The organism is Pseudomonas sp. W4I3 (genome assembly GCF_030816195.1).
Classification (GTDB): domain Bacteria; phylum Pseudomonadota; class Gammaproteobacteria; order Pseudomonadales; family Pseudomonadaceae; genus Aquipseudomonas.
The window spans coordinates 2,328,042-2,346,297 of sequence record NZ_JAUSXS010000001.1; the positions used below are offsets into that span (position 1 = coordinate 2,328,042).

Below are 18,256 nucleotides of genomic sequence, written 5' to 3' on the forward strand. Positions count from 1 at the left end.
CGGTTTTTCAGACGTCATAGACCGGTACGATTGAAGTTGAATGGCCACCATTGGCCTTCGGCACCTTGGAAGAGGCAGAATTTTTATGATCATCAAACCGCGGGTTCGTGGCTTTATCTGTGTGACGGCTCACCCTGTTGGCTGTGAAGCGAACGTCAAGCAGCAGATCGACTACGTCACCCAGCACGGCGCCATCGAAGGCGGCCCAAAGAAGGTGCTGGTCCTCGGCGCTTCCACCGGTTACGGCCTGGCCGCGCGCATCAGTGCCGCGTTTGGCTGCGGCGCCGACACCCTGGGCGTGTTTTTTGAGAAAGAAGGCGAAGAAGGCAAGCTGAGCTCCGCCGGCTGGTACAACAGCGCGGCGTTCGAGAAGTTTGCCGTGGAAAAAGGCCTGTACGCCAAGAGCATCAATGGCGACGCGTTCTCCGATGAGATCAAGCGCCTGACCATCGAAACCATCAAGAAAGACCTGGGCAAAATCGACCTGGTGGTCTACAGCCTGGCCGCGCCACGCCGTACCGACCCGCAAGGCGTGGTGCACACCTCCACCCTCAAGCCGATCGGCAAGGCCGTGACCCTGCGCGGTATCAACACCGACAAGGGCGTCGTGGTCGACACCACCCTTGAGCCTGCCACCCAGGAAGAAATCGACGGCACCGTCAAAGTGATGGGCGGCGAAGACTGGCAACTGTGGATCGACGCCCTGCGTGACGCCGATGTACTGGCCGAAGGCGCCAAGACCACTGCCTTTACCTACCTCGGTGAGAAACTGACCCAGGACATCTACTGGAACGGCTCCATCGGCGAAGCCAAGAAAGACCTGGACAAGAAAGTCCTGACCCTGCGCGAAAACCTCGCTGCACTGAAGGGCGACGCTCGCGTATCGGTGCTCAAGGCCGTGGTCACCCAGGCCAGCTCGGCGATCCCGATCATGCCGTTGTACCTGTCGCTGCTGTTTCGCGTGATGAAAGAGCAGGGCACTCACGAAGGGTGCATCGAGCAAGTCTACGGCCTGTTCAAGGACAGCCTGTACGGCAGCGAGCCGAAGCTGGATGCGGATGGCCGCCTGCGCGCCGACCTCGCCGAGCTTGAGCCGAAGGTTCAGGACGCCGTGGCGGCGCTGTGGAACCAGGTTACCGATGAAAACGTCAACGAAATCAGCGATTTTGCCGGTTACAAGGCTGAGTTCCTGCGCTTGTTCGGTTTTGAAATCGAGGGCGTGGACTACGAAGCGGACGTGAACCCGACCGTCGAGATCAACGGTCTGGTCCAGGCGTAAATGCTGTAACGGCGGCGGCCTGACTATCGGGCCGCTGCTTGCTGCAATGGATGTCAGGCGTGCCTGGAACCCGACAGGCGCTGTTGTGCCAGGGTGAAGTCTGATCGCCTGATATTCACCACCTCCTTCTCCCAAAGTGGATTGAGCGGCACGTGATAACCACTGTCTTTGGCGGTTTTTATCAGCTCGGCCATTTCCCGGCTGTCATGGATGATGCTTATTTCATCGAACCTGCCCAATTTTGAGGGCAGGAAGAACGTTGCCGGATAGTTCGCAGCCACTTCCGTCGCTGGGCTGCCTGAGTCTGCGTTGTGGTGGACCACCCGCTCTCCATCGCCGACCAACTTCTGGTTGATGATGCCGATCATTCCCTCTATTCGCGGTGTGATGTTTCCGAGATCGGGATTTTCCTTTCGGTAGAAATGCGCGGCGCTTTTAAAGTCCGCCGTCAATTCCTGTGGCACCTGCTGGTAGCGGCCAACTCGGTCTTTGAAGACGCTGTGGGCGACATCGGGTACCGGCAGCTTGTCCTGAACGCCGACGTCACTCAGGTGAGGCGCGATCATGTGCAGGTCATAGTCGGCGGTCAACGCCTTGCCTTCTGCTTGCTTGGCCAGCACTTCAAGCGCTTTGCCTTTGTGCGTGATGAGAAAATTGTCGTGCCCAGGCGAGACGGGACGAGCATCGAATGTATACGACTGCTGACTCGGCCCTCGGGCGCTCAATTGCAGGGTACCGTCAGTTTTATCGGCTGCCACCTCAGTGATCTGGCCAAGTTTCACCAGTTCGTCAATGCGATGACGCGAGACTTCCAAGGGGATCGGGATCGCATGGCCATGCGCGATGCAGTCCAGGATCTGCGCGTTGGCTTTGGCCAGTTTTTCCGGTGATGTCTGCGCGGCCTGTTCAAGTTTGCTGAATGCCTGGTCCGTACAGATCAAACCGGCCTGTGGTCCCCAGTTGGCACTCTTGCCTTTGATATGAAAGTCCTTGGTGGGATGCCCGGCCTCTATCAGCCCGGTGGCCACGCGTTCGACCGGGCGTATGCCGATGATGGAGTTGGTTGCTACTGCTATTTGTTGCAAGGGGGCGAGATGGCTCGACACTATTCCTGTGTGCTGTTTTACCTGCTCTACCAGCGTACGCAGGTGATTGGCATCCTGGCTGGCGCTGGTGTGCAGGAGTGCCTGGTGACGTTGCAGCAATTGCAGGCTGAGCGCCGAAGGTGATGTTGGAAGCATGTTGATCATTGGAACACCTCTACGTCACGTTGATGGCCGCATAGAAAATTCCTTTCAGCCATGGGGCTCCCTTAAATGAAAGCCGACCTTAAACGATGCTATTCGCGCTGTGAGGGGGCGTTTTAGTTTTCAGAATGGTCCTACCGTGGCCGGGCGACCCTCGCACATCTACGCGAGGCGGGAGACTTCTAGCGCGCCCACTTTTCCATCGCAAAGTCGACGAAGGCGCGCAGTTTGGGCAAGCGGTAGCGGTCTTGGCGATACAGCAGGTGCATGGGACGGCTGGACAGTTGATAGGCGGTCAGCAAGGCCACCAGCTTGCCGCTCTCCAGGTCCGGTTGCACCAGGGCATCGGCAAGCATGATGATGCCCATGCCGTTTATGGCTGCCTGGCGCAAGCCTTGCGAGCTGTTGATGGTCAATGAGCCGGTCACCGGAACCTCCACCTCGCCTTCCTCTCCGGTCATGCGCCAGAGCTTGCTGGTGTCGCGCCAGTTGTCGGTTGCAGGGTAGGCGAACGCCAGGCAGTCGTGCCGGCGCAGGTCATCGGGCCTTGATGGAGTGCCACGCCGGGCCAGGTACGCCGGTGACGCGCAAAGGGTGAGGGTGTAGGCCTGCATGGGCCTGGCGATCAGGCTGGAGGGTTCCAGTTCGCCGAGACGGATCGCCACGTCGAAGCCGCTGTCAACCAAGTCCATCCGTTCGTTGCTCAGCTTCACGTGCAGATCGATCAGCGGGTAGCGCTGGGAAAATTCGCTCAGGGCCGGTGCCAGGCGTTCGGTGCCGAACACTGGGGGGGCGGTGATACGCAGACTGCCTTTGGGGCTTTCGCTGTGGATCTGTTCTGCCAGCAGCTCGGAGTCAGCCACCAGCCCCAGTACTTCCAGGCAGCGCTGGTAGTACTGCCCACCAAATTCCGTGAGGCTTTGTTTTCGAGTGGTGCGTATCAGCAGGCTGACCCCCAGGCGTTGCTCCAGGGCGCGCAAGTGATTGCCGACCATGGTGGTCGACATTCCGCATTCCTGCGCGGCGGCGGTCATGCTGCCGGCTTCCACCACTTTCACGTACACCGACATTGCCTGGAACACATCCATTATCAAGCCCTGCTTCAAAGTCATTGCATGAAATCACAGTTTATCTACTGAGGGTGGCTAACGATACTCAAGGCCTCTCAACGATTGACTGGAGCCTGCCACCATGACCGCCGCCTGCCTGATGAGCACGTATCAACCTTTGGCCCTGAGCTTCAGCCGTGGCTTGGGCACGCGTCTGTGGGACCAGCAGGGCCGCGAATACCTGGACGCGGTTGCCGGTGTGGCGGTGACCAACGTCGGCCATTCCCATCCTCGGCTGGTCACGGCCATCAGCGAGCAGGCCGGTTTGCTGTTGCACACCTCCAACCTCTACAGCATCGACTGGCAGCAGCGGCTGGCCCTGCGCCTGACCCAGTTATCCGGGCTGGACCGCGCCTTCTTCAATAACTCTGGAGCTGAAGCCAACGAGACGGCGCTGAAGCTGGCACGGCTGCATGGCTGGAAAAAAGGCATTGAGCAACCGTTGGTGGTGGTGATGGAAAACGCTTTCCATGGGCGCACGCTAGGCACCATGGCGGCCAGTGATGGGCCTTCGGTGCGCCTTGGTTTTCAACGCTTGCCGGGGGATTTTCTCAAGGTGGGGTTTGGCGATCTGAACGCGTTGGAACGCATCACCCAGCAGTTCGGGCCGCGCATCGCTGCCGTGCTGTTGGAGCCGATCCAGGGCGAAAGTGGCGTGTTGCCGGCACCTCCCGGCTACCTGCAAGCCTTGCGCGATCACTGCACGCGCCACGGCTGGCTGATGATGCTTGATGAAATACAAACGGGCATTGGCCGGACCGGAACCTGGTTCGCCTTCCAGCACGAAAGCATCGTCCCCGACGTGATGACCCTGGCCAAAGGGCTCGGCAACGGCGTGCCGATTGGCGCCTGCCTGGCCCGCGCCGCCGTCGCCCAGTTGTTCACGCCCGGCAGTCATGGCAGCACCTTCGGCGGCAACCCGCTGGCGTGTCGTGTCGGTTGCACGGTGCTGGAGATCATCGAAGAGCAGGGCTTGTTGCACAACGCCGCGCAGCAGGGCGCACGTTTGCTGGCGCGGCTGCGGGTGGAATTGAGCGAGCACCCGCAGGTCGTGGCGATTCGTGGGCAGGGCTTGATGATTGGCATCGAACTGGCCAGCGCCCACCGTGACCTGGCCCAACGCGCGGCGCACGAACACGGGCTGCTGATCAACGTGACGCGGGGCAAAGTGATCCGGCTGTTGCCGCCGCTCACGCTGGATGCCAAGGAAGTCGAGATGATCGTGCGGGCAATCACGCGTCTATTGGAGTGAGTTAAGGCGAACACCGTACTGTGGCGAGGGAGCAAGCTCCCTCGCCACAAATTCTTCCCGCTTCTGCTGCTTCTAGCTGACTGGCATTATGGCAAGCCCTCTCCCACAGAGGGTCCGCGTCACCTTCAAAGGTCATTACCGTTCAGCCACTCCTGGTTCAGGGTCTCTGTGTCTCCCAGGTACTCCAACAACCACGCCATGGCCGGGGACAGTTTGTTCTGCGCCCAGGCCACGCACGACGGGCTGGCCGGGAAGGGCCGGTGCAGCTGCAGCGCCACCAGCTCACCGCGCTCGATCCACGGCAGCACTTGATGCGCCGGAGCCATGCCGACGCACAGCCCATCGCGCAGGCAGTCGATGGCCGATGACCAGTTGGGTACCACCAGGCGACGTTGGTTATCCAGGGTCCAGGTGTCGCGCTTGGGCAGGTTGCGTGAGGTGTCGGTCATGCACAGGGAGGCGAATGGGCGCAGTTGATCGTCACTGAGCAGGCCGCTGACGCTGGCCAGGGAATGCTTGGCGCTGACCACGCACAACCAGTTCAACAAACCCATGTCACGAAAGGTGAAGTGGCTGGCCACCGGCACCGCGCTGGTGGCGCCGATCACGATGTCGGTGCGCTCGTCCGCCAAGGCATCCCACACGCCGTTGTACACCTCGTACTCCAGCAGCAATTCCACTTCGGGAAACTGCCGATAGAAATCCAGCACCAGCTGCCGACAGCGCTGCGGCTTGACGATGGAATCCACCGCCACCTTCAATTGACCGCTCCAGCCATTGGCCACCTGCTGGCACAGGCGCCGTGTGCCGAGCATTTTTTTCATCACGCCACGGGCTTCGTCTATAAACAGTCGGCCGGCGGGCGTCAGCTCCACGTCGCGGTGGCGCCTTATAAACAGGGGTACCGCCAGCCACTCCTCAATCTGACGCACCGTGTAGCTGATGGCCGACGGTACGCGATGCAGTTCCTGCGCGGCGGCGCTGAAGCTGCCGTGGCGCGCGACGGCATCGACTACATCCAGCGAGTATTCGGACCACATGGCGGCTGCCTTCAAAATTATTGATAGGAATGTCCAATTATTATCGCTTCACAGGGAAACTGTCAGCTTCATAATGGGCGCCAGTCAGCAAATAGTTTGATGGCAGGACTTACAAGGCTTCAATGAAAAATTCTTTTGGTTTCACAGGGTATCTGGCGGGGCTGAGCATGCTCGGTTATCTCGCCATGGACATGTATCTGCCGGCGTTTGGCGCCATGGGCACGCAGTTGCAGATTGGCGCCGGCGCAGTTGGCGCCAGCTTGAGTATTTTCCTGGCCGGTTTTGCCGTAGGGCAATTGCTCTGGGGCCCATTGTCCGACCGGCTCGGGCGCAAGCCGGTGCTGCTCACGGGGTTGAGCCTGTTTGTGTTGGGGTGTCTCGGCATGTTCTGGGTGCAGACCGCGCCGCAACTCTGGGCGTTGCGTTTTATCCAGGCGATCGGCGTGTGTTCCGCCGCCGTGAGCTGGCAGGCGCTGGTGATTGACCGCTATCCGGCCGACAGGGCTCATCGCGTGTTCGCCAGTATCATGCCGCTGATGTCGCTGTCGCCGGCCTTGGCGCCGTTGCTGGGCGCGATGGCGCTGAACCACTTTGGCTGGCAGGCGATTTTCGGCGTGCTGCTGGGGGTTTCGTTGCTCTTGCTGCTGCCAACCGTGTTCCTGCGCAGCCCGCCCAAGCGTCAGACGGACGCACCTGTGCGCCTGGGCTACGCGCAGTTGCTCACCTCAAGGATATTCACGGGCAACGTCATGATATTCGCCGCCTGCTCCGCCAGTTTCTTTGCCTGGCTGACCGCGTCGCCTTTCATCCTTGGCGCCATGGGCTACAGCCCGAATGACATCGGCCTCAGCTACGTGTTGCCGACCCTGGCGTTTCTCGTCGGTGGCTACAGTTGCCGCAGCGCCTTGCAGCGTTTGCCGGGCAAGACTCTGCTGCCGTGGCTGCTCGGCTTCTACTGCCTGAGCATGGTGGCGTTGTATCTGGTTGCGACCCTGACAGTGCCGACCCTCACTACCTTGCTGATTCCGTTCTGCCTGATGGCGCTGTGCAACGGGGCGAGCTACCCGATCGTAGTAGCGAATGCGCTGATGCCGTTTGCGGAAAATTCCGGCAAGGCGGCGGCGCTGCAAAATACCCTGCAGCTGGGCTTGTGCTTTCTCGCCAGCCTGGTGGTGTCTTCGATGATCGAGCAACCGCTGTTGATTACTGCGATCGTGATGCTGGCGACCGCGCCGTTGGCGGTGCTGGGTTATTGGCTGGCACGGCCGAAGGGCAATGCGTCCGAACTGGCCAGCGCCTGACTTGCAATGCGGTCAAATTGTGGGAGGGGGCTTGCTCCCGATAGCTGTATATCAGCCACAACAGCAGTGACTGACACACCGCTATCGGGAGCAAGCCCCCTCCCACATTTAAGTCGAGTTTCGGCAGTTAGAACGTCACTTCCATATTCACCGTCGGCGTTGATGTGCGGCTACCGCGGCCACCGTCCACGCCGAACTTGTTATGCCAGTACTCGTAACCCACGCCGAGGTACAGGTTCGGCTTGACGCTCTTGCCCGGCCGCACCGCCACCATCAGTGCGGTGCGCATCAGGGCTTCCGGCGCGGTATCGCGGCCGTGATAGTCCTCGCCTTTGTCCCCCACGTAATTGATGAAACCCTGGAATTTCGCCGCGTGGTTGGCGATCTCGAATGGGCGCATCCACGTCAGGTTGAGCATGTAGGTGTCGTCGAAGGTGTGGTTCGATTCTTTCGCGCCGGGAATGCCTGTGTGGTTCTTTTCCTTGTAGTACATCAGGCTCAGGTCCAGCACACCGACGGTGTTGAACTTCAAGGTGGGGCCGATCACCAGCGCATGTTTTTTGGCGGAAGCGAAGTTGTTGTTGCGGTTGGCATCGAAGCCCAGCGTCAGCGCGTAGTCCTTGATCAGCCCGCTACCCAGCGGCGTGTCGAATACCCGTGAGGCATACAGTTGGTGCCGGTACACCGCGTACACCTCGCTGCCACCGTGGTCGGTGCCCTTGCGCGGGTCCTTGCTGTCGGACAGGAACACATCCAGGTTGAGAAAGTTGCTGCCGTACTGGTAACCGCTGGCGTGGGTGAAGCTGTAGATGCGCTTGCTGAAGTCGTCGGGGTTGTTCGGGTTGGTGAAGTGCTGGCCGTAGCGAAACCCTATGCTGTTGTTCATCCATTCCACTGCGACTGCCTCCCCGCCGCCGAGGAGGGTCAATGCGACGGTGGCGCCCTGCAATGCCTTTTTCATTCTGTTGGGTCCTTTGGCGTTCTGGCTCATAGCGGCCGGATTGTTTTTGTAACGCCGCGGCAGGGTATCTTGTTCGATTGATTGTATACAACTCTATGGACATACAGTCTCAACATTGCATACAGTGAGCGCACAACAAAAACAGAGACCCCTCACCATGACTATCCCGAAGGCGTCACCGCAGCGGCCCGAAGATGAAAATCTCGGCGTCGCCGCCAACATGGCTTACGGCCTGCAGCATGTGCTCACCATGTACGGCGGCATCGTTGCCGTACCGTTGATCGTCGGCCAAGCGGCCGGGTTGTCGCCAGCGGATATCGGCCTGCTGATCGCCGCATCGTTGTTTGCCGGCGGCCTGGCCACGTTGTTGCAAACTCTGGGTTTGCCGTTCTTCGGTTGTCAGTTGCCGCTGGTACAAGGTGTGTCATTTGCCGGTGTGGCGACGATGGTGGCGATCGTTGGCAGCGACGGGGCAGGGGGCGTGCCGGCGATTCTCGGCGCGGTGATGGCCGCCTCGTTCATTGGTTTATTGATTACCCCGGTGTTCTCGCGCATCACCAAATTCTTCCCGCCGTTGGTGACAGGCATCGTGATTACCACCATTGGCCTGACCCTGATGCCCGTGGCGGCGCGCTGGGCCATGGGCGGCAACAGTCGCGCGGCGGATTTCGGCAGCATGCCAAATATCGGCCTGGCGGCGCTGACGTTGGTGCTGGTGCTGCTGCTGAGCAAAATCGGCAGTGCAGCCATTTCGCGCTTGTCGATCTTGCTCGCGATGGTGATCGGCACGGTGATCGCGGTGTTCCTGGGCATGGCCGACTTCTCTGCCGTCACCCAGGGGGCCATGTTCGGTTTTCCCACGCCTTTCCATTTCGGCATGCCGACCTTTCACGTGGCGGCGATCATTTCCATGTGCATCGTGGTGATGGTCACGCTGGTGGAAACCTCGGCGGACATCCTGGCGGTGGGCGAGATCATCGACACCAAAGTCGACTCCAAACGCCTCGGCAATGGCCTGCGCGCTGACATGCTGTCGAGTATGTTTGCGCCGATCTTTGGCTCATTCACGCAAAGTGCCTTCGCCCAGAACGTCGGCCTGGTGGCGGTTACCGGCGTGAAGAGCCGGTTTGTGGTGGCAACCGGCGGAGTGTTCCTGGTGGTGCTTGGCCTGCTGCCGTTCATGGGTCGGGTGATTGCCGCAGTGCCCACGTCGGTGCTTGGCGGTGCTGGCATTGTGCTGTTCGGCACGGTGGCGGCCAGCGGTATTCGCACGCTGTCCAAGGTGGATTACCGCAACAACATGAACCTGATCATCGTGGCCACGAGCATCGGCTTCGGCATGATTCCCATCGCCGCACCCAGCTTCTACGACCAGTTTCCCAGCTGGTTCGCGACCATTTTCCATTCGGGTATCAGCTCGTCGGCGATCATGGCGATCTTGCTGAACCTGACGTTCAACCATTTCACCGCCGGTAACTCGGACCAGCAGTCAGTGTTCGTGGCGGGCACCGAGCGCAGTTTGTGCTTCCGTGACGTGGCGGCGCTGCGCGATGGCGATTACTACCGAGGCGGGAAGTTGTTCGATGCCGAGGGCAAGGAGATTCCGCTGGTGGCGGATACCGTTAAGAAAGCCGCAAAGCCCGAGACCACTGAGGTTTGAATGTGGGAGGAAGTAAGGCCTGATGCCAGTCTGTAGGAGCGAGCTTGCTCGCGAAAAACGTCAACGGTAACGCGTGCTTTCTAAATGAACGCAGTGCCTGTGAGTTTTTCGCGAGCAAGCTCGCTCCTACAAAAAGCCCTAAGGCAAGCCCCCTCCCAGATTGGAGTTCAGCCAGCTCTGAGGGCTGTGTGCTGCATTGAACACACCTCATCCAGAAACTTCACCACGGTCCCCATGCACGCCTGGCGTTCTTCCACATGGGGCATGTGGCTGGAGTCTTCAAACAGCGCCCAGCGCACATCCGCGATTTCATCCAGGAACGGCTTGACCACCAGCGGCGTGGCTTCGTCATGACGACCGGAGATCACCAGGGTCGGCACCTGGATGGCCGACAGGCGACCCATCACGTTCCAATCCTTCAAGCTGCCGATCACATGGAACTCAGTCGGGCCGCTCATGGCGTGGTACACGGTCGGGTCGGCGTCGACCTGGGCAAAGGTGCGCGCCACTTCTTCCGGCCACGGGTTGACCCGGCATACGTGCTGATCGTAGAAAATCCGCGAGGCGGCCTGGTATTCCGGATCCTGGTAGTTGCCGGTGGCTTCATGCTTGAGCAACGTTTCATGCACGCCTTCTGGCAACAACTGGCGCAGCCGATTGGCCTCGCTGACCCAGGTGCGCATGCACGTTGGTGAATTGGCCGGGATAAAGGCGCGCAGGCCCTTGGGCTGCAAGATGGCATGCTCGCTGCCGAGCATGCCGCCCCAGGATTGCCCGAGGATCGCGTAGTTGTCGCTGATTTGCAGGTGGTCGAGCAGGTTGTTCAATTCGTCGAGGAACAGGCCGATGGTCCAGAACGAAGAAGGTTTTTCTGGCAAGTGCGTAGAGCGACCGTTGCCCAACTGGTCGTAATGAATGACCGCATGGCCGCTGGCGGCCACATCCTTGAATGCGTCGACGTAATCGTGGGTGCAGCCAGGGCCGCCATGGAGGATCACCAGCGGTGTGCGGCCCGTGCTCAGGTCGCCCGTGATGCGGTACCAGGTCTGATAGGCGCCGAAGGGCGCGTAGCCTTCGCGGACTTTGTCGATGAATTCCATTTCGTACCCTGCGTTGAAAAAAAGGATCAGGGCTACGATAGTCTGCACGCAACGTTTAGGTAACTAGCAAAACAGCTAGGTTTTGCTGAAGGATCAATCGTCCAGTAACCGGTAGTGCGTGGCCCGTACCACCGCCTGCACGCGGTTTTTTGCACTCAATTTGTGCATGGCGGAGGCCAGGTGCAGGGTGACCACCGCCAGCGAACGGCTCAATTGCGTGGCGATCTCGGCCGCAGTCAGGCCGTCGGCGGCCCATTTCAGGCACTCGCGTTCGCGTTTGGTCAGATGAATATGCGGGTAGGTGCGCAACGCTTTGTTGAACAAGGGATAAGCCGCCTCCTGCAATGCATGGCTGATCACGCTGAAGTCCGACAACGTCTGCTGCGCATCCTTTAATACCGTGCTCGCCTTGCCGGTGCGCAGGCCGGTCAACGAGGCGAAGCCGCCGCGGGGCAGGTGGATCGGTACGCTGACACCGCAGGTCAGCTGCTGTTCGTGCAGGTAGGAAGAAACGGGGGCATGGCAGGGATCGATAATCTTCTGCAGCGCCGTCTCGGCCTTGGCCTCGTAAGACCAGACGAAGGGCGACACGCTGCTCAGGGCCAGGTGTTGCACCGGGTCGATCTGGTAAAACCCTTCGCTGCACCACAAGGCGTGCCAGTCGGTCGGCGTGTTGCGCAGTTGCAGCACCGAGGGCGTGATCAGCGCACCATTAAGGTCGATGGGCACCGGCGTGTAGTCGTACACCAGCGCATCGAAGCCCAGCTGCTGGGCGAGGATAAACGTATTGTCCATCTGCTCGTCCAGGCTCCTGCCCGGCATCAGACGATTATTGAAGGCAGTTAGCTTGGCCAGCATCCGTTCTGCTCCCGAATTCATTTGAATCTCGACTTGCTGCAAGTAGAATGCCACGCCCCGGCGAAGGACTGCCAGGCCAAACCTATAAGAAACGCTAGGTTATGGACGCGCGGCATCCTCGGTAGTGTTGACGTGATAAACGGCCACTACCTGCCAGGCCGATACAACACAAGGAATGTATGCATGTGGCGTGAAATTGCCCCCGACCAGCAGTACAACGTGCAAGTCGACGGCCACAACCTCGTGGTCTATAGCTTTGGCGAAGGCGATGAGGTGTTGCTGTGCCTCAACGGCGGCCCGGGTCTGCCGTGTGATTACTTGCGCGACGCCCATGGCTGGCTCAAAGACCATAACCTGCGAGTGGTTGCATTCGACCAGCTTGGCACCGGCGCATCAGCCAGACCGGACGACGTTTCCCTGTGGGAAATCCGCCGTTATGTCGAAGAAGTCGAAACCGTTCGCCAAGCCCTGGACCTGGGCCGTGTGCACCTGCTCGGGCATTCCTGGGGCGGTTGGCTGGGCATCGAGTACGCCATCCATTACCCCGACCGCCTGAAAAGCCTGATCCTGGAAAACACCGTTGGCGATATTCCCCACCTGTCCCAGGAACTGGAGCGCCTGCGCGGCGCCCTCGGCAGCGAAACCGTGGCCATGATGCAGCGTCATGAAGCCATGGGTACCCTCGACCATCCGCAGTACCAGGCCGCCATCACCTTGCTCAACTATCGCCACGTGTGCCGCCTGGATGAATGGCCGGAACCGGTCAAACGCTCCCTCGGCGACTGGAACATGGGGCCCTACCAAACCATGCAAGGCCCCAACGAATTCCTGTACGTCGGCAATCTCAAGGACTGGAACCGCATTGCCGAAATGGCCGATTTCAGCATGCCGATGCTGATCACCACCGGCCAGCACGATGAACTCACGCCCGCCTGCGCCATGCGCATGAAGATGGCGGCCCGGCACGCCGAATTGCACGTGTTTCCCAACAGCAGCCATATGCCGTTCTACGAAGAACCCCAGGCGTATTTCCCGGTGCTGCTGGACTTTCTCGCCCGCCACCGAGGCTGACGGATGAACCTGGCGCGCTACCGTTTTGTGCTGTCCCGGCCCCTGCAATTGTTACCGGTGCTGCTGGGCATCAGTTTGATCACCTTCGTGCTGGTGCGCTCGATACCGGGCGATCCGGCGCGTGCGCTGCTGGGCTCGCGCAGCACGCCGGACGCGTTGCTGAAAATCCGCGCCCAGTACGGCCTCGATGAGCCGTTGTGGCTGCAGTACTTCTACTTCCTGAAGAACCTGCTCAAGGGCGACCTCGGCCAATCGCTGCTGTACAAGGTCGACGCCCTCAAGCTGATCGCCACCCGCGTCGAGCCGACCCTGGTGCTGGTGTTGGGCAGCGTGGTGCTGGCGCTGCTGATCGCGGTGCCGCTGGCGACCCTGGCGGCGCGCAATAAAGGCGGCTGGACAGACAACCTGATCCGGGTGTTCACCACGGTCGGCCTGGGCATGCCGGCGTTCTGGCTGGGCCTGATGCTGATTTTGTTGCTGAGCGTGCAATGGGGCCTGTTTCCGGTGTCTGGCTATGGTCGCACCTGGCTGGACAAGGCTCACCACATGGTGCTGCCGTGCCTGACCATTGCGCTGGCGCTGTCGGCGGTGCTGGTGCGTAACCTGCGCGCCAGCATGCTGGTGGAACTGCAGGCAGACCATGTCACCGCGGCACGGGCGCGGGGGCTGTCTGAAACCGCCGTGTTCCGCCGTCATGTGCTGCCCAACTCGCTGGTGCCGGCGGTCAACCTGCTGGCCGTCAATATCGGCTGGCTGATCAGCGGCACGGTGGTCATCGAAAGCCTGTTCGCTATTCCCGGCATCGGCCAGTTGCTGGTGCGCGGCATTTTTACCCGCGACTACATGGTGGTGCAGGGCGTGGCGATGGTGCTGGCCTGCGCGACGGTGGTGGTCAACTTCGTCGCCGACGTAGCGACGGTGGCCCTCGACCCACGGGTGAAGATGCAATGAACAGTCGCCTCGTGATGAGCCCCTGGCGTCTGAACCTGCGCTTCGGGTTTCGCAATGGTCGGCTGACGGCCGCGTGGGGCCTGTTGATACTGCTCGCGTGGTTGACCCTGGCGCTGTTCGCGCCGTGGATCGCGCCGTACGACCCGATTGCGCAGAACACCGACATGAGCCTGCTGGCCCCTGGTGCTGCACACCCGTTCGGCACGGATAACTACGGTCGCGACATTCTTTCGCGTGTGATCTGGGGCGCGCGCATCGACCTGCAACTGGCAATTGTCGGGGTGATCTTCCCGTTCATGATCGGCACCTTTGTCGGTGCGGTGTCCGGCTATATCGGCGGGCGCTTCGACACGGTGTGCATGCGCGTGATCGATGTGGTCCTGGCGTTTCCATTTTTGGTGCTGATGCTGGCGATCATGGCCATTCTCGGGCCGGGGCTGCAGAGCTTTTACATCGCCATGGCGCTGGTGGGCTGGGTGTCGTATGCGCGGTTGATCCGCTCGCAGATCCTGGTGCTCAAGGAAAGCGATTTTGCCCTGGCCGCCAAGAGCCTGGGGTTTGGCCATGGGCGCATTCTGTTCCGGCATTTGCTGCCCAATGCGCTGTTTGGCTCGATTGTGTTTTCCATGTCCGACGCGGTGCTGGTGCTGCTCAACGGTGCCGCCGTGAGCTACCTGGGCCTGGGCGTGCAACCGCCCACCGCCGAATGGGGAACGATGGTCGCCGAAGGCCAGGCCTTTATCACCACCGCCTGGTGGATATGCACGTTCCCAGGGTTGGCCATCGTGACGCTGGCCATGGGCTTCAGCCTGCTGGCCGACGGTGTGGCCCAAGTGTTGGGGGATCGGTCATGAGCTTGCTGCACGTGCGCAACCTCAGCGTGATCGCCGATAACGCCGGGCGCGAGCTGAGCCTGGTCGACCGCGTGTCCTTTGACCTGGCCGAAGGCGAAATCCTGGGCTTGGTCGGCGAAAGCGGTTCGGGCAAGACCATGGCCTGTCGCGGTCTGATGCGCCTGCTGCCATCGCCCAACCTGCGCGTGCAAGGCGGCGGGGTAGAACTGGCCGGCCAGGACCTGTTGCGCCTGGATGAAGCCGGCATGCGCGCCGTTCGTGGCGGGCAATTGGGCATGATTTTCCAGAACCCCAGCAGCCACCTGGACCCCTTGATGCGTATCGGCGAGCAAATCGCCGAGGGCATCCGCCTGCATCAAGGCGCCTCGAAAAAAGACGCGCGCCGGCAGGCCATCGACGTGCTGCGCCAAGTGGGTATTCCTGACCCGCAGACGCGAGTCGACAACTACCCCCATGAGTTTTCCGGCGGCATGCGCCAGCGCGCGATGATTGCCGTGGCGCTGGGATGCAACCCGAAGGTGCTGATCGCTGACGAACCCACCACGGCCCTGGATGTGACGGTGCAGGCGCAAATCCTGCGGCTGTTGCTCGACCTTCGCGACCGGCGTGGCCTGGCGATCATCATGATCACCCACGACCTCGGCGTAGTCGCGCAAAGCTGCGACTCCATCGCGGTGATGTATGCCGGGCGCCTGTGCGAACACGGCAGCAAATACGAACTGCTGGCCCATCCGCAGCATCCGTACACCGCCGGCCTGATCGACTGTCAGCCGGCCCATAGCAGCGGGCATGCCTTGCTGCGCACGATCCCAGGCCAGCCACCGCTGCTCGACGCATTGCCTGACGGTTGCCGCTTCAACCCCCGCTGCCCGCAGGCCGGCCCCCTGTGTAGCGAGCTGTTGCCCGAAGGCGCGCGGGTTGCCTGCCACTATCCCCTCGGAGGGCGCCCATGAGCCTGTTGCAGATCAAGGACCTGGAGGTGCGCTTTGCGGCGTCCGGCAGTGGCCTGTTCGGGTTGACCAAGCAGTGGGTGAGGGCGGTGAACGGGGTTTCGCTGAACCTGGCGGCGGGGGAAACCCTTGGGCTGGTGGGCGAGTCCGGCAGCGGTAAAAGCACCTTGGGCCGGGCGATTTTGCACCTGAACCCGATCAGCGCCGGGCAGGTGTTGTTTGATGGTGTCGACATGGCTCAGGGCAGCGCCATTGATATTGCGCGGTTGCGCCAGGAAACCGCGATGATTTTCCAGGACCCGTATGCGGCCCTGAACCCACGTCACACTGTCGGCGAAACCCTGGCCGAAGTGTTGCGCGTGCAGCGCAAGGTCGCGCCGCAACATATCCGCGCCCGTGTCGATGAGCTGCTCGAGCTGGTTGGCCTGCGGCCTGAATTCGCCTCGCGCAAGCCGGGCTCCCTCAGCGGCGGTCAGTGCCAGCGCGTGGGGATTGCCCGAGCGCTGGCGGTGGAGCCGCGCTTGATCGTCGCCGACGAGTGCGTGGCCGCGTTGGATGTGTCGATCCAGGGCCAGATCATCAACCTGCTGCTGGAACTGCAACAGCGCATGAACCTGGCCATCCTGTTTATTGCCCATGACCTGGCCATCGTGCGCCGCCTGTGCGACCGCGTGGCGGTGATGTACCTGGGCAGCATCGTCGAGGAAGGGCCGGTGGAGGCGGTGTTCACCGCACCGCGTCATCCGTATACGGCGGCGTTGATCCAGGCGATTCCGCAGATCGACCCGCATCGTCCGTTACCTGCGCAGCCGCTGCCCGGCGAGCCGCCCAGCCCACTGAATTTGCCCAGCGGGTGCGCGTTTCACCCACGCTGCCAGTATGCCCAAGCCATGTGCTCCGAGGTGTTGCCGCCCACACATTCATTGCACGAGCATCGATACAGTTGCGTGCTTGAACAACCGTTGACCCTTCCTGCCCATCATGAACAAGGAGTTATGACATGCAATCGCGCCATCTGAAGTTGCTCGCCGCCGCCACGCTGACCGCATGGTCCCTCACTGCCGGCCTGGCCCAGGCCGCCGGTGTGCTGACCATCGGCTGCCGAGAGGACAGCACCACCTTTGACCCGATCAAAAGCGCGCAGAACCGCGACACCTGGGTGTTCGCCAACGTCTACGACACCCTGGTGCGCGTGGACAACCTGGGCACCAAGATGGAACCGGGTCTGGCCGAGAGTTGGGAAATTTCCAAGGACGGCCTGACCTACACCTTCAAGCTGCGCGAGGCGAAATTTTCCGACGGTTCGCCGATCACCGCCAGCGATGCGGCGTTCAGCCTGTTGCGCATCCGCGATAACAAGGCGTCGCTGTGGAGTGACCCGTTCAGCCTGATCGACACCGCCAAGGCCAGCGATGCGAAGACGCTGGTGGTCACCCTGAAAACCCCGGCGGTGGCGTTTCTCTCGCAATTGGCGTCGCCAACGGTGTCGATCCTGTCGGAAAAAGCCATGACGTCCATGGGCGAAGACGCCTACTCGGAAAACCCGGTGACCTCCGGCGCGTTCACCGTGGACGAATGGCGCAAGGGCGACCGCGTGATCCTGAAGAAGAACCCGAACTTCTGGCAGGCCAAGAACGTCAGCCTGGATGGCGTGGAATGGGTGTCGGTCACCGACGACAACACCCGCATGCGCATGGTGCAGAACAACGAGTTGGACACGGCGATCTTTGTACCTTTCTCCCGTGTCGAGGAACTGAAGAAAGATCAGAACGTGGTGATCCATGCCGACCCGTCCACCCGTGAAGATCACCTGCTGATCAACCACGCTCACGGCCTGTTGGCCAAGCCTGAGGTGCGCGAAGCGCTGGACATGGCCATCGACAAGCAATCGTTGGTGAAGACAGCCACTTACGGTCAAGGCACCGTGGCTTATTCCTACATTCCAAAGGGCTCGCTCTACCACTACGCCAACAACCTGCAGCGCCCGTATGACCCGACTGCCGCGAAAAAACTGCTGGAGCAGGCCGGTGCCAAGGATTTGAAGCTCAACTACGTGGTCAACGCCGGCAATGAAGCCGACGAGCAGATTGCAGTGATCATCAAGGATCAACTGGCCAAGGTCGGCGTCACCGCCAACCTGCAAAAGGTTGACCCAACCCAGAGCTGGCAGATGCTGGTGGACGGTGAGTACGATATTTCGGTGATGTACTGGACCAACGACATCCTCGACCCGGACCAGAAGACCACCTTCGTGCTGGGCCACGACACCAACCAGAACTACATGACCCGCTACAAGAACGACAAGGTCAAAGCGCTGGTGGCCCAAGCCCGCATCGAGGCCGACCCGGCCAAGCGTGAGCAGATGTATGTGGAATTGCAGAAACTGGCGAAACAGGACGTGAACTGGATCGACCTGTATTACAGCCCGTACATCAACATCTCACGCAAGAATGTCAGCAACTTCCTGCAGAACCCGCTGGGTCGCTTCACCCTAGAGGAAGTGGTGAAGAACTAACTTTCGCAGAACGCTGCAATACCAACGTGGGAGGGGGCTTGCTCCCGATAGCGGTGGGTCAGTCACTGTATCTGTGACTGACCCATCGCAATCGGGAGCAAGCCCCCT

The 18,256-nt window shown here is 60.9% G+C and carries 16 protein-coding genes; 10 read left to right on the forward strand and 6 right to left on the reverse strand.

Annotated elements, in window-relative coordinates; genetic code table 11:
- Window positions 1–85 precede the first annotated feature (85 nt).
- Complete coding sequence (gene fabV, locus QF045_RS10730; RefSeq protein WP_306492167.1) at window positions 86–1,279, forward strand: enoyl-ACP reductase FabV; 1,194 nt, start codon at window positions 86–88, stop codon at window positions 1,277–1,279.
- Between the two features lie 53 nt (window positions 1,280–1,332).
- On the opposite strand, the gene QF045_RS10735 is transcribed toward fabV, so the two are convergent.
- Window positions 1,333–2,529, reverse strand: coding sequence for an anthrax toxin-like adenylyl cyclase domain-containing protein (locus tag QF045_RS10735; protein WP_306492168.1), 1,197 nt, complete (start codon window positions 2,527–2,529; stop codon window positions 1,333–1,335).
- Between the two features lie 179 nt (window positions 2,530–2,708).
- Window positions 2,709–3,614 carry a LysR family transcriptional regulator gene (locus tag QF045_RS10740; RefSeq protein ID WP_306494878.1) on the reverse strand — a complete coding sequence of 302 codons (906 nt, stop codon included), beginning with the start codon at window positions 3,612–3,614 and terminating at the stop codon, window positions 2,709–2,711.
- A 103-nt stretch (window positions 3,615–3,717) separates the two neighbouring features.
- Between QF045_RS10740 and QF045_RS10745 the strand changes: the two genes are divergently transcribed.
- Window positions 3,718–4,887: an aspartate aminotransferase family protein gene (locus tag QF045_RS10745; protein WP_306492169.1), complete on the forward strand. Its 1,170-nt coding sequence runs from the start codon at window positions 3,718–3,720 to the stop codon at window positions 4,885–4,887.
- Between the two features lie 125 nt (window positions 4,888–5,012).
- On the opposite strand, the gene punR is transcribed toward QF045_RS10745, so the two are convergent.
- Window positions 5,013–5,927 (reverse strand): DNA-binding transcriptional activator PunR, encoded by a 915-nt coding sequence (gene punR / locus QF045_RS10750; RefSeq protein WP_306492170.1) that lies wholly within the window; start codon window positions 5,925–5,927, stop codon window positions 5,013–5,015.
- Window positions 5,928–6,049: 122 nt separating this feature from the next.
- Between punR and punC the strand changes: the two genes are divergently transcribed.
- Complete coding sequence (gene punC, locus QF045_RS10755) at window positions 6,050–7,228, forward strand: purine nucleoside transporter PunC (RefSeq protein WP_306492171.1); 1,179 nt, start codon at window positions 6,050–6,052, stop codon at window positions 7,226–7,228.
- Between the two features lie 127 nt (window positions 7,229–7,355).
- Here punC and QF045_RS10760 read toward each other — a convergent pair whose 3' ends face one another.
- The gene (locus QF045_RS10760) at window positions 7,356–8,189 is read right to left on the reverse strand and encodes a nucleoside-binding protein (protein ID WP_306492172.1); all 834 of its coding nucleotides are present in this window, start codon (window positions 8,187–8,189) and stop codon (window positions 7,356–7,358) included.
- A gap of 157 nt (window positions 8,190–8,346) precedes the next feature.
- On the opposite strand from QF045_RS10760, the gene QF045_RS10765 reads away from it, so the two are divergent.
- On the forward strand, window positions 8,347–9,849 hold the full coding sequence (locus QF045_RS10765; RefSeq protein ID WP_306492173.1) for a nucleobase:cation symporter-2 family protein: 1,503 nt from the start codon (window positions 8,347–8,349) through the stop codon (window positions 9,847–9,849).
- 167 nt (window positions 9,850–10,016) lie between these two features.
- On the opposite strand, the gene QF045_RS10770 is transcribed toward QF045_RS10765, so the two are convergent.
- Both QF045_RS10770 and QF045_RS10775 read right to left on the reverse strand, forming a co-directional pair.
- A complete protein-coding gene (locus QF045_RS10770) occupies window positions 10,017–10,949 on the reverse strand; it encodes a proline iminopeptidase-family hydrolase (protein WP_306492174.1) in 933 nt (310 codons plus the stop codon).
- Window positions 10,950–11,042: 93 nt separating this feature from the next.
- The gene (locus QF045_RS10775; protein ID WP_306492175.1) at window positions 11,043–11,807 is read right to left on the reverse strand and encodes a LuxR family transcriptional regulator; all 765 of its coding nucleotides are present in this window, start codon (window positions 11,805–11,807) and stop codon (window positions 11,043–11,045) included.
- Between the two features lie 183 nt (window positions 11,808–11,990).
- Here QF045_RS10775 and QF045_RS10780 point away from each other — a divergent pair, with 183 nt between their 5' ends.
- The 6 genes from QF045_RS10780 to QF045_RS10805 are packed head-to-tail and all read left to right on the forward strand — an operon-like array spanning window position 11,991 to window position 18,148.
- Entirely contained in the window at window positions 11,991–12,878 is an 888-nt protein-coding gene (locus QF045_RS10780; protein ID WP_306492176.1) for a proline iminopeptidase-family hydrolase, read from the forward strand.
- Between the two features lie 3 nt (window positions 12,879–12,881).
- Window positions 12,882–13,829, forward strand: coding sequence for an ABC transporter permease (locus tag QF045_RS10785; RefSeq protein WP_306492177.1), 948 nt, complete (start codon window positions 12,882–12,884; stop codon window positions 13,827–13,829).
- Window positions 13,826–14,683 (forward strand): ABC transporter permease, encoded by an 858-nt coding sequence (locus QF045_RS10790; protein ID WP_306492178.1) that lies wholly within the window; start codon window positions 13,826–13,828, stop codon window positions 14,681–14,683. The genes QF045_RS10785 and QF045_RS10790 overlap by 4 nt, the downstream gene beginning before the upstream one ends.
- The gene (locus QF045_RS10795; protein ID WP_306492179.1) at window positions 14,680–15,636 is read left to right on the forward strand and encodes an ABC transporter ATP-binding protein; all 957 of its coding nucleotides are present in this window, start codon (window positions 14,680–14,682) and stop codon (window positions 15,634–15,636) included. The genes QF045_RS10790 and QF045_RS10795 overlap by 4 nt, the downstream gene beginning before the upstream one ends.
- The gene (locus QF045_RS10800) at window positions 15,633–16,652 is read left to right on the forward strand and encodes an ABC transporter ATP-binding protein (protein WP_306492180.1); all 1,020 of its coding nucleotides are present in this window, start codon (window positions 15,633–15,635) and stop codon (window positions 16,650–16,652) included. The genes QF045_RS10795 and QF045_RS10800 overlap by 4 nt, the downstream gene beginning before the upstream one ends.
- The gene (locus tag QF045_RS10805; protein ID WP_306492181.1) at window positions 16,634–18,148 is read left to right on the forward strand and encodes an ABC transporter substrate-binding protein; all 1,515 of its coding nucleotides are present in this window, start codon (window positions 16,634–16,636) and stop codon (window positions 18,146–18,148) included. The genes QF045_RS10800 and QF045_RS10805 overlap by 19 nt, the downstream gene beginning before the upstream one ends.
- The last annotated feature ends 108 nt before the right edge of the window (window positions 18,149–18,256 follow it).